Source organism: Corynebacterium sp. HMSC076C10, from assembly GCF_001812455.1.
Taxonomy (GTDB): Bacteria; Actinomycetota; Actinomycetes; order Mycobacteriales; family Mycobacteriaceae; genus Corynebacterium; species Corynebacterium jeikeium_D.
Window position 1 is genome coordinate 69,743 of sequence record NZ_KV809158.1, and the last position, 14,003, is coordinate 83,745.

The 14,003-nt window shown below is 56.2% G+C and carries 12 protein-coding genes; 3 read left to right on the forward strand and 9 right to left on the reverse strand.

Going from position 1 to position 14,003, the window contains the following annotated elements; translation table 11 throughout:
• Window positions 1-68: 68 nt before the first annotated feature.
• The 8 genes from HMPREF2857_RS10165 to HMPREF2857_RS10200 form a co-directional block, all read right to left on the reverse strand.
• Window positions 69-965 carry a carbohydrate ABC transporter permease gene (locus HMPREF2857_RS10165; protein ID WP_042389412.1) on the reverse strand — a complete coding sequence of 299 codons (897 nt, stop codon included), beginning with the start codon at window positions 963-965 and terminating at the stop codon, window positions 69-71.
• A gap of 18 nt (window positions 966-983) precedes the next feature.
• Entirely contained in the window at window positions 984-1,829 is an 846-nt protein-coding gene (locus HMPREF2857_RS10170; protein ID WP_016423090.1) for a carbohydrate ABC transporter permease, read from the reverse strand.
• A 179-nt stretch (window positions 1,830-2,008) separates the two neighbouring features.
• The gene (locus HMPREF2857_RS10175; protein ID WP_088611979.1) at window positions 2,009-3,292 is read right to left on the reverse strand and encodes an ABC transporter substrate-binding protein; all 1,284 of its coding nucleotides are present in this window, start codon (window positions 3,290-3,292) and stop codon (window positions 2,009-2,011) included.
• Between the two features lie 525 nt (window positions 3,293-3,817).
• On the reverse strand, window positions 3,818-5,029 hold the full coding sequence (locus HMPREF2857_RS10180; RefSeq protein ID WP_172620277.1) for a DUF4032 domain-containing protein: 1,212 nt from the start codon (window positions 5,027-5,029) through the stop codon (window positions 3,818-3,820).
• An 81-nt stretch (window positions 5,030-5,110) separates the two neighbouring features.
• The gene (locus HMPREF2857_RS10185) at window positions 5,111-6,247 is read right to left on the reverse strand and encodes an ABC transporter ATP-binding protein (protein WP_016423093.1); all 1,137 of its coding nucleotides are present in this window, start codon (window positions 6,245-6,247) and stop codon (window positions 5,111-5,113) included.
• A 97-nt stretch (window positions 6,248-6,344) separates the two neighbouring features.
• Window positions 6,345-7,619, reverse strand: coding sequence for a PhoH family protein (locus HMPREF2857_RS10190; RefSeq protein WP_042388806.1), 1,275 nt, complete (start codon window positions 7,617-7,619; stop codon window positions 6,345-6,347).
• 169 nt (window positions 7,620-7,788) lie between these two features.
• The gene (locus HMPREF2857_RS10195) at window positions 7,789-9,225 is read right to left on the reverse strand and encodes an FtsX-like permease family protein (RefSeq protein ID WP_070566909.1); all 1,437 of its coding nucleotides are present in this window, start codon (window positions 9,223-9,225) and stop codon (window positions 7,789-7,791) included.
• Window positions 9,222-9,938 (reverse strand): ABC transporter ATP-binding protein, encoded by a 717-nt coding sequence (locus tag HMPREF2857_RS10200; protein WP_083310559.1) that lies wholly within the window; start codon window positions 9,936-9,938, stop codon window positions 9,222-9,224. Before HMPREF2857_RS10200 ends, HMPREF2857_RS10195 begins: the two co-directional genes overlap by 4 nt.
• A gap of 126 nt (window positions 9,939-10,064) precedes the next feature.
• Here HMPREF2857_RS10200 and HMPREF2857_RS10205 point away from each other — a divergent pair, with 126 nt between their 5' ends.
• The 3 genes from HMPREF2857_RS10205 to HMPREF2857_RS10215 all read left to right on the forward strand — a co-directional run bounded on the left by HMPREF2857_RS10205 (window position 10,065) and on the right by HMPREF2857_RS10215 (window position 13,208).
• Complete coding sequence (locus HMPREF2857_RS10205; protein WP_083310560.1) at window positions 10,065-10,844, forward strand: sensor histidine kinase; 780 nt, start codon at window positions 10,065-10,067, stop codon at window positions 10,842-10,844.
• On the forward strand, window positions 10,841-11,566 hold the full coding sequence (locus HMPREF2857_RS10210; protein WP_005511017.1) for a LuxR C-terminal-related transcriptional regulator: 726 nt from the start codon (window positions 10,841-10,843) through the stop codon (window positions 11,564-11,566). Before HMPREF2857_RS10205 ends, HMPREF2857_RS10210 begins: the two co-directional genes overlap by 4 nt.
• Before the next feature lie 121 nt (window positions 11,567-11,687).
• Window positions 11,688-13,208, forward strand: a complete 1,521-nt coding sequence (locus HMPREF2857_RS10215) for an acetaldehyde dehydrogenase ExaC (protein WP_070644133.1) — start codon at window positions 11,688-11,690, stop codon at window positions 13,206-13,208.
• Between the two features lie 184 nt (window positions 13,209-13,392).
• Here the strand turns inward: HMPREF2857_RS10215 and HMPREF2857_RS10220 are convergent, their stop codons facing one another.
• Entirely contained in the window at window positions 13,393-13,830 is a 438-nt protein-coding gene (locus tag HMPREF2857_RS10220; RefSeq protein WP_070644135.1) for a hypothetical protein, read from the reverse strand.
• Window positions 13,831-14,003: the final 173 nt, after the last annotated feature.

A 14,003-nucleotide genomic window follows, 5' to 3' on the forward strand; every position in this document is an offset into this window, starting at 1 on the left:
TACGCGGTTGAGGCTTTCGCTTTCGTAAAACACGGTGCTTGGCGCCCTATGCGCTAACGCTTAGGCGACTATCCCTTAACGGCACCCGCAGCAACACCCTCGATAATGTGCTTCTGGGTGGCGACGTAGAAGATCACAATCGGAATGATTGCGAGCACCAGCATTGCCATCATCGCGCCAAGGTCACGGTTACCGTTGGAACCAACGAAGCTCTGCACGACAACCGGGATGGTCTTGTACTTAGTGGACAGGCCGATGACCAGGTACGGCAGCAGGTAGTCGTTCCAAACCCACATTGCGTTCAGAATGGCGACTGTCACTGCAGTCGGCTTGAGCATGGGCAAAACGATGCGGAAGTAGTTCTGCATCGGAGATGCGCCATCAATCATCGCGGCTTCCTCGATGTCAATCGGGATGGACTTGATGAAGCCGGCAAACATGAATACCGACAGGCCGGAGCCAAAGCCCAAGTAGAGAACCACAATGCCGATTGGGTTGTTCAAATGCAGCATGTCGGCGATCTTGACGGTCGGGAACATCACCATCTGGAACGGGATGACCATCGAGAACACAAACAGGTAATACAGCAGCGAGGTCCACCACGTCTTCACTCGCGTGATGTAGTAAGCCGTCATCGCAGAGAAGAACACAATCGCAATAACCGAGAGGATCGTGATGACAAAGGACCACACGATCGCCCAGCCGAAGCCCTCCTTCATCAGGCCGACGGCGTAGTTTTCGAACCCGACCCACATGTCACCTAGTGGCAGCTGGAAGGGGTTATCTGAAATTGCGAACTTGGACTTGAACGAGTTGAAGATAATGAACGCGATTGGCCCCAAGAACACGACGGTCAAAAACACCAGAATCGCGTAGATGATGACCTTAGATACGCCTCCCACCTTGGCCTCGTCCTGCTTAGCGGGCTTGGCCTTGGGGAGCTTGGTGGCCGTTTCAGTGGTCATTGCAGCGTCGACAGACATTTATGCCTCCACTTCCTTGCTGCGAGTAGCACGCAGCTGCAGCATCGCGATCGCTACGACCACGACGACGAAAATTACTGCCTTGGCTTGACCAACGCCCTCCACACCAATTCGGTTGAACATGGTGTTGACGATGTTCAGAGCAACCATTTCTGTCTCTGAACCCGGCGCACCATTGGTCAGGGCCAAGTTTTGGTCGAAGAGTTTGAAAGTGTTCGACAGGGTCAAGAAGAGGCAAATGGTAATCGATGGCATGACCATCGGGATAGTAACGTGCCGCAGGATCTCCCAGCGTCCAGCGCCATCAATCTCCGCAGCTTCGATGAGCTCCGGCGGGACATTCTGCAGACCGGCAATATAGATAATCATCATGTAACCGACCAGCTGCCAGTTGATGAGGATGATCAGACCGGCGTAACCGAACTTCCAGTCGGACACAATCGTCGTACCGTACGATGCCAGCACGGCGTTAATCATCGACTGCCAGGTGTAACCGAGCACAATGCCACCGATAAGGTTCGGCATGAAGAAGACTGTGCGGAAGAAGTTCGTGCCCTTCAGCTTGCGCGTCAGAATCCATGCGATCCAGAACGCGAACAAGTTCACAGTAATGATGGAAACAACAACCACCATGAGAGTGAACCCGAAGGAAGCGACGAAGCCCTCGCGCTCACTAAAGGCCTTCTGGTAGTTCTCGATACCAACCCACTGCGCATTAGTGATGGTTGTGAAGTCAGTAAATGATAGGAAGAAACCGATAACGAACGGCACCAGGAACGCGATTGCAAAGGCAATCAGCGTGGGTAGCACGAAAATTGGGAAATACTTTTTCAATGTTGCTTGCATCTACAACACCGCTCCTAAAGCTAAAGGCGGAGCCCGGTGCCTCGAGACCGGTTTAACAGGTCACCGAGCCCCGAGCTCCGCCTTGCCATTGGATGAACTCATTCCGTCGGTTGTTCATGCGCGAGAAGCTTTCGCTTCACACTCACCGATGGAATGAATCACCATTGATTTGCTGGTATTTAATTGTTCGGAGATTCCGCATTCCAGCTGTCGGCGAAAGTCTCGACAACCTTGTCCCACGGCATCTTTCCGGAAGCGTACTGCGCCAGCGCTGCGCCAAAATCATCCTTGAACTGCTGAGACGGGAAGTACTGGAAGTCCCACGGGATGGTGGTCAGGTCCTCGTTCTCAATTGCTGCGGCCACCTCCTTGGCCAGCGGGTCATTCGGAGTGTCGGCTTCAGTGAAGTTCTGGAACGGAGCGATGAATCCGAGATCCTCGACGACGTACTTCTTGCCCTCATCGGTGTTGAACAGCCAATTGACGAAGTCCTTCGTTGCCTTTTGGGAAGCCTCCGAAGCCTTAGAGTTGACCGTCAGGTAGTTCTCAGTACCAACCGAGATGCCGGTCTTATCCTCGTCCTTCAGGCCCATGTACATAGGCATGAACTTAATCTTGTCCTGCTTGACCACGTTGCCGGAGACATCGTTGATCTGGGACCATGCCCAGTTGCCATTCTGAACCATAGCGGCCTTGCCCTGAGCGAATTCAGCCATCGAGTCGGACACAGCCTTCGACGGGGCCAGAGTTTTTTCGACAGTGGAGTTATTCAGGTACAGATCAAAGAGGTTCTTGAACTCCTTGTTGTACTTGAACTTCACATCAGCGGTTTCCTTGGTGCCGAGGTCCTCGAATTCATAATGAACCGGTCCGTTGGCCAAGTGTGTCTGCCAGCGCCAATCCTCACCGGATGCGAGCGAGGTGGAAGCGAAGGTGCCGGAAATCCCCAGCTTGTCCTTCTTGGCCTGCATGTCCTCAGCGACTTCCTTCAGCTTTCCGAAGGCCTTAATCTCGTCGATGCTCTTGGCCTTGGCATCGGGCAGCGCGAAGTACTTGTCCATGATCTCTTCGTTATAAATCAGGCCAAACCCCTCGACTGCAAACGGGACGCCGTATACCTTGCCGTCCTCGCCCTTCAGCGGCTCGATGCCCTCGTTGAGGTTTTGTGCGATCTCAGTGTCAGACATGTCAGCCATGTATTCCTGCCAAGTACGCAGGCCCGCCGGACCATTGACCTGGAACAGTGTTGGCGCGTCCTTTTTACCAATCTCGGCCTTCAGAGTTTGCTCATAGGAATTCGAAGCAGCGGTAACGACCTTGACCTGGACACCAGTCTTGTCAGTGTATGCCTTCGCAATCTTCTGATATGCGGCATCCTGCTCCGGCTTGAAGTTAAGGAAGTAGACACCACCATCTGCAACCGCATCATCACTCGAGCACGCAACCAAACCAGCGGTTGCCATCAGGCCTGCTGCACACAGAGCTGAAAGGCGCTTGAAGTTCTTCACTATATTTTCTCCCTTGAGAAGAAAGGCCACTTCAATGGCATCCTCCGAGTAATTCGGACGAATATTTGCCAGCAGCCGTGGCCTAATTGGATTATCCCGCCCTGCGGCTAGAAGTAGCCTTTCATGCGAACTTCGACGCCACCCACGCGGGTATTCGGTCTCACCAAAATCTTACTTGACCAAAACCAATTTAGGTTGACCTTCAGCCAGCTGTGAACAAATGCAAAGGAGAAAAATAGCAAAAGCTCTCGAAAGCACACCTAGACTTTGAGCTGTTTTCGAGCTGTTTTCGCTGAACAGAGCCGCCTACCGGCACCAAAGTAAGCACCTGGCCGCGACAATCACACGCAGACCCGACAACCACCCGACCACCAAAAGCACCCCTGTTTGGCCTGAATGTATATTTTTATAATATTCTGGCGGATCGTTTACTTGTCACTTTTGAAATAATCGTACGCTCGACAGTCTGCTTCTAGAGAGCTACTCGACCTCATCGCTCGCCGGAAGATATACGGACTCGTCGCGATGCCCGGGCAACACTCGGTCCACGTAGCTCTGCACCGCTTCTTGAAGCGGCACATCCGCACGGCGTTTTTCTGCCATGTACCAGCGATGCTCCAAGACCTCGTGGAAAACCTGCGCATCCTGCAGCCTTCCACGCAGCCCCTCGGGCACAGCCAGGATTGTGGCCTCGAAAACTTCACGCAGCCATCGGTGCGCAACCTGCTCTAGCGGAACCCCTTCAAGACCTTCCGCCAACCGAAAGGTCTGCATACTATTGAGCATCCGCCTCGCTTGCCGTTCTTGAACATCCAACCCCGTCAGTCGCATTAACTGCCGATGGTGATGCCCTGCGTCAACCACTCGTGGTCGGAACACAACGCGGCCACCATCACTGGTGACTTTCAGCTCGCCAACATCGAAACCGAGGTCGTTGAGCCTGCGAATCCGCTCATCGACAAGCCAAGGCTCCTCAACACCAATAGATTCTTCCCCCGTCAGCTCTTGCCACAGGTCCTCATAACGCTCAATAATGCGCCTACCCACCGCAATTACGTCCAACTCAGGATCGAGAAATCCGCCGGCCTGCAGATCCATGAGCTCTCCGATGATGTTGGTATGGGCAACGTCAACGTCGTAAAGCCTGCGGGAATCTGAGAGTGTGCCTTGCAAATCTCCCGTTTCCGCGTCGACAAGGTAGGCGGAGAAAGCGTCTGCGTCACGACGAAACAACGTGTTCGACAGTGACACGTCGCCCCAGTAAAAACCAAGGAGATGTAACCGAACTAGCAGGACTACCAGCGAGTCAATCAGGCGGACCACAGTTTCGCGGGTGACCTGTTGAGAAAAAACTGCACGATACGGCAGCGAATACTCGAGATGTTCTGTGACGAGTGCGGCAGTTAACGGTTCGCCATCTGGATCCTTCCGGCCGGTGATTACCGCGAGCGGGCGAACCGATGGAGCACCGAGCCTGACCAGGTCACGCAGCATTCGATACTCATGATGAGCAGTGAACTCACCAATTTCTTTCACTGCAATGACGCGGTCATCTAAGTTGACGAATCGAACAATGTGTCGCGAAATTCCCTGAGGCAAGGCGGCTAACAAATCATCTGGCCACTGTTCCAGAGGTATATGCCAAGGAAGGCGCAAAAGCTTTGAAGCCACCGTTGTCGCGGCTATTTTCATAGTTTCCGACACGGTGGCTCCTAAAACTGTCTTACTGTCCCACTGCCCTACCAGCTACTCATTTCATCTAAACGAAAGAGTTTAGGCCGGAAGGCGCATACCAGTCGACTTCGAGAACAGGTGCAGCATGCCCGGACGAATCTTGCCGTAAACTACCGAGCCCAACTTCGGCGCGGTGCGCGGGGCGGTACGAATAACCACCTGACCGTGTTCCTCTTCGTCCGGGTTAGAGGAAGATCCGGAGCTCAGTGCTCCGCCACCGACGAGGTCGCCATACATGAATGCATCGGAGCCCAACTCCTCGACCAAGTTAACCTGCACCGGAATGACGTCATCGCCCGGACCCTCGACCAGGTCGAATGCCTCCGGACGGAAGCCCACGATAATCTGGTTCTGATCCTCCGGCGTGATTGCAGCAAGTGTGGCTTCCGGCAGCTTAATCTTGGCCTCACCCAACGTGGCGTAACCATTAGAGACGTTGAACGTGCCCAAGTTCATCGCAGGCGAACCAATGAAGCCTGCGACGAATTCGTTTGCCGGGGTTTCGTAGAGTTCCCGCGGAGTACCGACCTGCTGCAGAACACCGAAGTTAATGACCGCGATGCGGTCGCCCATGGTCAGCGCCTCAGTCTGGTCGTGGGTGACATACATAGTGGTCACACCCATCCGACGCTGCATGGCCGCAATCTGAGTACGGGTTTGAACACGCAGCTTCGCGTCCAGGTTCGACAACGGCTCGTCCATCAGGAACACCTGCGGCTTGCGCACAATCGCACGCCCCATTGCCACACGCTGACGCTGACCACCGGACAGAGCCTTAGGCTTACGGTCCAGGAACTGAGTTAGATCCAGGGTCTTCGCAGCTTCTTCGACACGACGGTCAATCTCGTCCTTGTCCACACCAGCAATCTTGAGCGCGAAGCCCATGTTCTCGCGCACCGTCATATGCGGGTACAGGGCGTAGTTCTGGAAGACCATCGCAATATCGCGATCCTTAGGCGAGACATTGGTCACATCACGATCTCCAATGAAAATCTTGCCCTCATTGACCTCTTCCAGACCGGCAAGCATGCGCAGTGTTGTGGACTTACCACAACCGGAGGGGCCCACCAGAACCAGGAACTCGCCATCGGCAATTTCCAAGTTGAACTTGTCCACAGAAGGCTTCGTCGCACCAGGGTAAATGCGAGTGGCATCAGCAAAAGTCACAGTAGCCATGTGAATACAAACCTTTCATCGGCAGGTACGTGCCGAACGATCCGAGTGAAAGTAATCGCAGGAACAGCTCCTACGTATCTGCCTCACAAGCTTACTCTTAATCGAGCAGCCCCGTCACGAGCTCCGCAATCTTCGAGCGCTCCGAGCGCTTCAGCGTGATGTGTGCAAAAAGCTCGTTGCCCTTGAGTTTTTCAATCACCGCCTGCACGCCGTCATGGCGGCCGACGCGCAGGTTGTCACGCTGCGCCACATCGTGCGTAAGGATGACCCGGGAATTGCTACCAAGACGCGACAGCACCGTCAGCAGTACGTTGCGCTCCAGCGACTGTGCCTCATCGACAATCACGAAGCTGTCATGCAGGCTACGACCGCGAATGTGTGTCAGTGGCAGTACCTCCAGCATGTCGCGCGAGGCAATCTCATCCATCACGTTGTCTGAAACCAATCCCTCCAGGGTGTCGTAAACAGCCTGCGCCCACGGGTTCATCTTTTCGTCCTCACTACCTGGCAAGTAGCCAAGGTTCTGACCACCTACCGCGTAGAGCGGACGGAACACCACAATCCGGCGATGCAGTCCGCGCTCCAGCACCGACTCCAGTCCCGCGCACAGCGCAAGCGCCGACTTACCCGTACCGGCTCGGCCGCCGAGGGACACAATCCCTACCGAGTCATCCAACAGCAGGTCAAGCGCCACACGCTGCTCCGCCGACCGCCCCTTCAGGCCAAACGCCTCCGTATCGCCCCGCACAAGCTTGACGACGCCCGGGGCGCTCACCCGTGCCAGCGCAGACTGGCTACCAGCGCTGAGCTGCACGCCGCAGTGCAGCGGCTGATCCTGGATCTGCTCGAGCTCAAGGAACCCATTGGCGAAGAGACGATCAATTTCCTCCGGGTCGACGTCCACTTCCACCATTCCCGAGTACCCAGTCAGAACGACGTCCTGGGCGCGGTAATCGTCGGCAGGCAAGCCGACCGCACCAGCCTTGACGCGAAGCGGAATGTCTTTGGTGACCAGCACGACATCATGGCCATCGTGCTGAAGATTGAGGGCGCAAGCGAGAATGCGGTGATCGTTTTCGGCGGTGCGGAAGCCTGCGGGAAGGATGGAGGGATCGGAGTGGTTGAGCTCAATATGCATAAACCCGCCAAGATCATTGGCGGGCACAGGCCGGTCCAGGTGGCCGTAGCGGTAACGCAGCTCTTCGAGGAAACGGAGCGCTTCTCGGGCGAACCACCCCAGCTCTGGGTGGTGGCGCTTGGCCTCCAACTCACTCACCACGACCAGCGGAAGCACAACTTGGTGCTCATCGAACTTCTTGGTGGCGTGGGGATCGGACAGCAGGACCGAGGTATCAAGCACGTAGGTACGCATGCCCTCAGGCTAAAAGTCAGAGGTAGAAATTACGTGGTTGTGAGATGAATGCTTGGTTATCAGATGAACCACAGTTGGTTACAGGCTCTAATCCTCAAGTTGAACCCTAAGGAACTGGCCGAGCACCGAGCACCACTGCCCGGCCACTCCACTGCCCTTTTAATGGCGACTAGTCGTTATGGCGAATCTGTCGACCCAGCAACTTGTGGCGAAGCGGATCAACCGCCAAGGTCACAGCGCCAACTGATACAACTCCCACGAGGTACGCCAGCGCAACAACAAGTGATCGTTGACCAAACGTGATTTCGTTCGCAATCGGGCCGAACATGGTGGCTCCCAACAGCGCACCCATAACAAAGCCGAAGATGCTGGTCGCAAGCATGGGAAAGAATGTCTGCTTGAAAGTGACCGTGCGGTGGAAGCTGATTGGCGTCCCGATGAAGTCCAGCGCCTTTGTCAGCGATGCCTCTTCATAGACGGCTGAGGCCTGAGTCAAAAGCGTTGACACCAGCAACAGAATGAAACCGATTACGAAAGTGATAGTCACACCGGTTGCAATATCGTGCGCGAATGTGACATCTGCAACCTCTTCAATCTTGTCTTCGCCAGGCACCATCATTGTGTAGCCAAGCAGCAGAGACAGGAAGGCCATGGAACTTACTCGACGCCACGATTCCTTAGCGTTAGTCGCGACTCGTCGCGTCGCCACAAAATCACTTGAAGTACCGAAGAAGCTGGAGATGCGGGCAACAAGCTGGATAAAGAAAGGCGCCACCAGGCCAATTGCCCAGACCATCAGGTACATCATCGCTGCGACACCAAGCGTGGCAGTGACGGTTCCACCCGCGATATTGGAGTTGGCAATCACGTATAGGACGATCGCACCGATAACAACGGCCACAATCATGCGCCAAGCCTTCATCGACTTGGGCACTTCCTTGCGGCTAACGCCGAGTGGTGAAATCATCACCCTTCGCAAACCGACCACAGCGGCAAAGAGTGCGAGGAGCACCACGGCAACCCAGACCAGCGGGTAGCCCCACCAGGGCAGCAACATGTCCCAGGTATCCAGGTAGTCATTGTCGAACTTGATTATCGCCCAGAATGGCGCAGTGGCCACCGACAACAACGTGCCCACGACAAGCCCTACAGCTGCCAATACGAGGGTTTCGATAATCACCATGCGCGTAACTGCCCCGTTAGACAGACCAATCAAGCGCAGAGTTGCCAATCGCTGCTCACGTCCTGCAGCGCCAAGCACCGCCGACTGTGCCACGAGCGAAACCATTGCCGGAATCACAAAAACACAGGCCACGAGTGCCAGCTGCAGGTACATCTCGCCCTGACCTTGATTCATGTAATCCTCGGGTGTTGGGTTCGGCGGCAGCTTTGGCTCAGCCTGCCAACGGCGGTAAAACATCGCCGTGCCACCGACGACGACCAACGCCAACCAGGTACTCACGGTCATGGCCACCACGGACAATGCGGACAGCCAGCCGTTTCCCGAATGGGATTCACGCCCGGCGCGCTGCAGCCGCGTGCTCAAGTCCGCTAGTGCGCCGGTAGGAATTCTCTGGGGTTTTGTTGCTTCAGTTACGGTGCTCACTTTGTAACCTCCGCTCCTGCCAGCATGCGGTCGTCGTGAATCAGGCCATCGCGGATCTCCACACGTCGACGACACCAGTCGGCCACCTTCACATCGTGCGTGACCATCACCAATGTCGTGCCAGTCTGCTCCACCAACGCGGTGAGCTGCTGCATGACCTCATGGCCTGTGGACTGGTCCAGCGCGCCAGTCGGCTCATCGGCGAAGATGACACCTGGCTCGCCGGCCATCGCGCGGGCAATTGCCACACGTTGTGCTTGACCGCCGGACATCTGTCCTGGGCGACGGCGCGTGAGGTCCTTGAGCCCCAGGCGGTTGAGGACATCGTCGGCAAGCGCGAGTGACTTCGAGCGCTTCTTGCCCTGCAGAATCATTGGCAGAGCAACGTTTTCCCTGGCAGTCAGCTCGGGAAGGAGCTGGCCATCTTGAAAAACGAAGCCGAAGTCGTGCAGGCGGAGGGCGGAGCGGTCGGCGTCGGAAAGCGAACTGATCTTTGTGTCACCGAAGATGACGTCGCCGTCGTCCGGTAGCAAAACGCCGGACATGCAGTGCAGCAGCGTGGACTTACCAGAACCTGACGGTCCCATGACTGCAACCGTTTCGCCGGGCTCAATGGTCAGCGAAATGCCGGTGAGAACGGGAGCGGAATTGTAGGACTTAGTGATGTCACGAATACAAAGTCGTGCGTTTCTTGGGCTGTTGTTGTCTGTCATGGCACTCATTTCACTCGCACGGAGGCGATTTCAACACCGTGCCCACTTTCCTTTTGCGGTAGTGCTAGGTCTACTATGCCGGAAATTAATTCCTCCGTAGACAGAGCTTTCGTACCATAGGAAACTATGGAGCTGAAGGATTATTTCCGCAAATATATCGGCGCGAACCGCCGCGAAAAAGCGCATAAACGCAGCTACGAGGAATCCGCCGCCGCTCGCATCGCCGAACTTACCGCTTCACGACGAACAATTGCCGAAGCCTTCGAGATTGAACGTCGCCGCATTGAAAATGACCTCCACGACGGAGCTCAGCAATACATTGTTGCGGCTTCAATGAAATTGGGACTTGCAGAATTGGAGGCATCCAATACTGGCAATGAGGAATTAATGCAGCTCCTCGCGGAAACTCGCGGCCATTTGGAGGATGGATTACGCGCTTTGCGGCGGACAGTCCACGGAATTCACCCGCAGGTGTTGCGCGATCGCGGTCTGCAAGCGGCTGTTGAAGAGATTGCTGAAGGATACGGCCCTCACGTTGTTGTGCACACTCCCTATCCCCTGCCTGAATTGGAAGAAAGTGTGCTCGCCGCGGCGTATTTTTTCTGTGCAGAAGTGCTGACTAATGCGGCGAAATATGCACCGAACGCTCCTGTTTCTGTGCTGCTCACCTCGGATCAAACACTGAATATTTCAATTACGGACCAAGGCCCTGGCGGCGCAAAATTGGGGCGCGGTTTGCGGGGTATGAAAGAGCGTCTAGCCACTTTCGACGGTGCGATGACCATGCACTCTCCCGAAGGTGGGCCAACGCAGGTAATAGCCAGAATTCCTTTGATGTTGAACCGCTGGGAATCAGGTATTGGAGAAATGGAAAACGTGGAAATGAAAGGTGCGGAGAAGAAATGAAAATTGTCATTGCGGATGACTCGGCACTCCTGCGGGAGGGGGTCGCGGGGCTCGTCGAAAAGCGTGGACATGAAGTGATTGCGATGGTCGACACTGCCCACGGCCTGGTGGCGGACATCGATGACCGTTTTGATGACACGGGCGAGCTGCCAGATTTAGTGATAACCGATGTGCGCATGCCTCCAAAGATGAGCGATGACGGCCTGCGGGCGGCGGTCGAGTTGCGCGAGCGTTATCCGCAGCTGAATGTGATGGTGCTGTCGCAGTATGTGGCGCCGGCGTATGCGCGCGAGTTGTTCTCGTCGAGCGGTGCTGGAGGTAGTGCTGGGGTTGGTACTGGGGTTGGCTCGAGTGGCAGCAGCTCGAGTGGCGGGACCGGGTATCTGCTCAAAGACCGCGTTGGCCAGGTGTTGGACTTCTTGGGCTCGCTCGAAGTCGTCGCCGGTGGTGGCGTGGTGATTGACCCTGATGTGGCGACGGCATTGATGCAGTCCGGCAAATCGGGACTAGCCAGTTTAACGGCGCGCGAACGCGAAGTGCTCGAGCTGATGGCACGCGGCAAGTCCAATAAGCAGATTGCCGATGACCTCGTGCTTTCCGGGGCGGCAGTGGCGAAACACGTGTCCAACATTTTTATGAAGCTGCATCTGGAGCCCGGTGAGGAAAACCGCCGCGTGCGGGCAATTTTGGAATTTCTCACGGCGACGTCGGGGCAAATTTAGGGTCGGCAGCAATCGTATCTCTCGCAAAAGCGATGAAAAAATAAGTGTTGATTGTGGCACGAGTCACAACTTAATGTTGGCTCATACGTTTGTTGTTTCCCTATCGAAAGGAAGTGTCTACATGACTGTTTACGCCAACCCCGGCACCCCCGATGCGATCTTCACGTACAAGGAGCAGTACGAGAATTTCATCGGCGGTAAGTGGACACCTCCAGTAGACGGGCAATACATGGACAACTCCACCCCGGTTACGGGCGAGGTTTTCTGCCGGGTTCCGCGGTCTAACGAGAAAGACATTGAGCTCGCCCTCGACGCCGCACACAAAGCGAAGGACTCCTGGGCCTCGGTTCCTGCGGCCGAGCGGGCGCTGATCCTCCACCGCATCGCGGACCGTATAGAGGAAAACCTTGAGAAGATTGCCGTCGCCGAGACCTGGGAGAACGGCAAGGCCATCCGCGAGACCCTCGCCGCTGACATCCCGCTCGCAATCGACCACTTCCGCTACTTCGCCGGCGCCACCCGCACGCAGGAGGGGCGCATCTCGCAGATCGACGACAACACGGTCGCCTACCACTTCCACGAGCCACTCGGCGTCGTCGGCCAGATCATCCCGTGGAACTTCCCCCTCCTGATGGCCGCTTGGAAGATCGCCCCGGCCCTCGCTGCCGGCAACTGCATCGTGCTCAAGCCCGCAGAGCAGACCCCCGCGTCGATCCTCATGCTCACCGAGATCATCGCCGATCTGCTTCCGGAAGGCGTCCTCAACATCGTCAATGGCCTCGGCACCGAGGCCGGTGCTGCGCTGACCGCAAGCGACCGGATCTCCAAGATTGCGTTCACCGGATCGACTGCCGTTGGCCAGGTGATCAATAAGGCAGTGTCCGACAAGATTATTCCAATCACGCTGGAGCTCGGCGGCAAGTCCCCATCCATCTTCTTCCCCGACATCATGGACGCCGACGACGCATTCCGCGAGAAGTGCATCGAGGGCCTGGCCATGTTCGCGTTGAACCAGGGCGAGGTCTGCACCTGCCCGTCGCGAGCCCTGGTCCACGAAGACATCGCTGATGAGTTCCTGAAACTCGCGGTCGAGCGCGTCAAGCAGATTAAGACCGGCAACCCGCTAGATACGTCAGTACAGATGGGCGCCCAGGCCTCCCAGGAGCAGCTGGACAAAATCTCCGGCTACTTGGAGTCCGGGCCGAAGGAGGGCGCGGAGGTTCTCACCGGCGGCAACGTCGCCAAACTCGAAGGATTGGAGGGAGGCTACTACGTCGAGCCGACGATCTTTAAGGGCAACAACTCGATGCGTTTCTTCCGCGAGGAAATCTTCGGCCCGGTGCTGGCCGTGACAACCTTCAAGACTCTGGACGAGGCGCTCGAGATTGCCAACGACACTATCTACGGTCTTGGCGCCGGCGTGTGGAGCCGCAACCAGAACAACGCCTACCGCGCTGCCCGCGGTATCCAGGCTGGCCGCGTGTGGGTGAATAACTACCACAGCTACCCTGCTCACGCAGCCTTCGGCGGTTACAAGCAGTCCGGTATCGGCCGCGAGAATCACTTGATGATGCTCGAGCACTACCAGGAGACCAAGTGCATGCTCGTCTCTTACGACGAGAACCCGACTGGCCTGTTCTAAAGAATCCATCCCCTTGGGGCTAGGCGATTTGTCGATTCCGATTCACGTCCGATGAAGGTGTCGACAATCGCCTCTGCCCCCTATAAAACGCCCTCCGCGCCTGGCAGGTTACGATGGTCGGCCTTAACCTGACACACCAAGCGCTGGCGACTCCAAAGGTAGAGGCCTAACTCACGGCCGACGGCTAGGCCTCTCTTCCTTTCTTCACTTGCCGGTACCACCTACGCATCCGATTAATCGCAGCACTGGCGGCCCATCCGCCTAGAAATAGTAGCGGGACGTAGAAGAACACGACATATGCGACGACCAGGCCGTCCTGACCATCGGGCGGCGTGGTGAGAAATAGGAATGCCAGATCGCCAAGCGCGGCAATTCCTGCGCCGGTAGCTGCTGCGACAATGCTCCGCGCGCTGGTCATCCCCCGAGCCAACGACCCATCACCGGCGAAAACGGCTATTGCTCCGACCAGCATTACTGAGACCAGCATGGACACAATCCACGACGCAATTCCTTCGTCGTAGGCGAGGTTGGGCTCCGGCAAGATTAGCCCACCCAAAACACTCCACGCGACCGCGGCAAAAAAGGACGCCAGCAAGGGGCGGGTTATATTGTCGAGCCTCATGCGTCCCAGGTTACGTGAGATGACCTCCAAAAATGCTGAATCTCCCCTCCTCAGTGGAGAATCGAGTCACGCCCGCAAGAGCAAAAATCCCCCCGACCATAGAGTGGGTTAAGTAGCAAAACTGACAACCCCGAAAAATCATGGGCTGCAAATGTGAAACTGTGTGAGTTTAT

What these genes read in the sequence shown, in the direction of transcription:
- HMPREF2857_RS10165 (WP_042389412.1), bottom strand. Translation starts at nt 965, where the DNA reads ATGACCACTGAAACGGCCACCAAGCTCCCCAAGGCCAAGCCCGCTAAG.
- HMPREF2857_RS10170 (WP_016423090.1), bottom strand. Translation starts at nt 1,829, where the DNA reads ATGCAAGCAACATTGAAAAAGTATTTCCCAATTTTCGTGCTACCCACG.
- HMPREF2857_RS10175 (WP_088611979.1), bottom strand. Translation starts at nt 3,292, where the DNA reads ATGGCAACCGCTGGTTTGGTTGCGTGCTCGAGTGATGATGCGGTTGCA.
- HMPREF2857_RS10180 (WP_172620277.1), bottom strand. Translation starts at nt 5,029, where the DNA reads ATGAAAATAGCCGCGACAACGGTGGCTTCAAAGCTTTTGCGCCTTCCT.
- HMPREF2857_RS10185 (WP_016423093.1), bottom strand. Translation starts at nt 6,247, where the DNA reads ATGGCTACTGTGACTTTTGCTGATGCCACTCGCATTTACCCTGGTGCG.
- HMPREF2857_RS10190 (WP_042388806.1), bottom strand. Translation starts at nt 7,619, where the DNA reads ATGCGTACCTACGTGCTTGATACCTCGGTCCTGCTGTCCGATCCCCAC.
- HMPREF2857_RS10200 (WP_083310559.1), bottom strand. Translation starts at nt 9,938, where the DNA reads ATGACAGACAACAACAGCCCAAGAAACGCACGACTTTGTATTCGTGAC.
- HMPREF2857_RS10205 (WP_083310560.1), top strand. Translation starts at nt 10,065, where the DNA reads ATGGAGCTGAAGGATTATTTCCGCAAATATATCGGCGCGAACCGCCGC.
- HMPREF2857_RS10210 (WP_005511017.1), top strand. Translation starts at nt 10,841, where the DNA reads ATGAAAATTGTCATTGCGGATGACTCGGCACTCCTGCGGGAGGGGGTC.
- HMPREF2857_RS10215 (WP_070644133.1), top strand. Translation starts at nt 11,688, where the DNA reads ATGACTGTTTACGCCAACCCCGGCACCCCCGATGCGATCTTCACGTAC.
- HMPREF2857_RS10220 (WP_070644135.1), bottom strand. Translation starts at nt 13,830, where the DNA reads ATGAGGCTCGACAATATAACCCGCCCCTTGCTGGCGTCCTTTTTTGCC.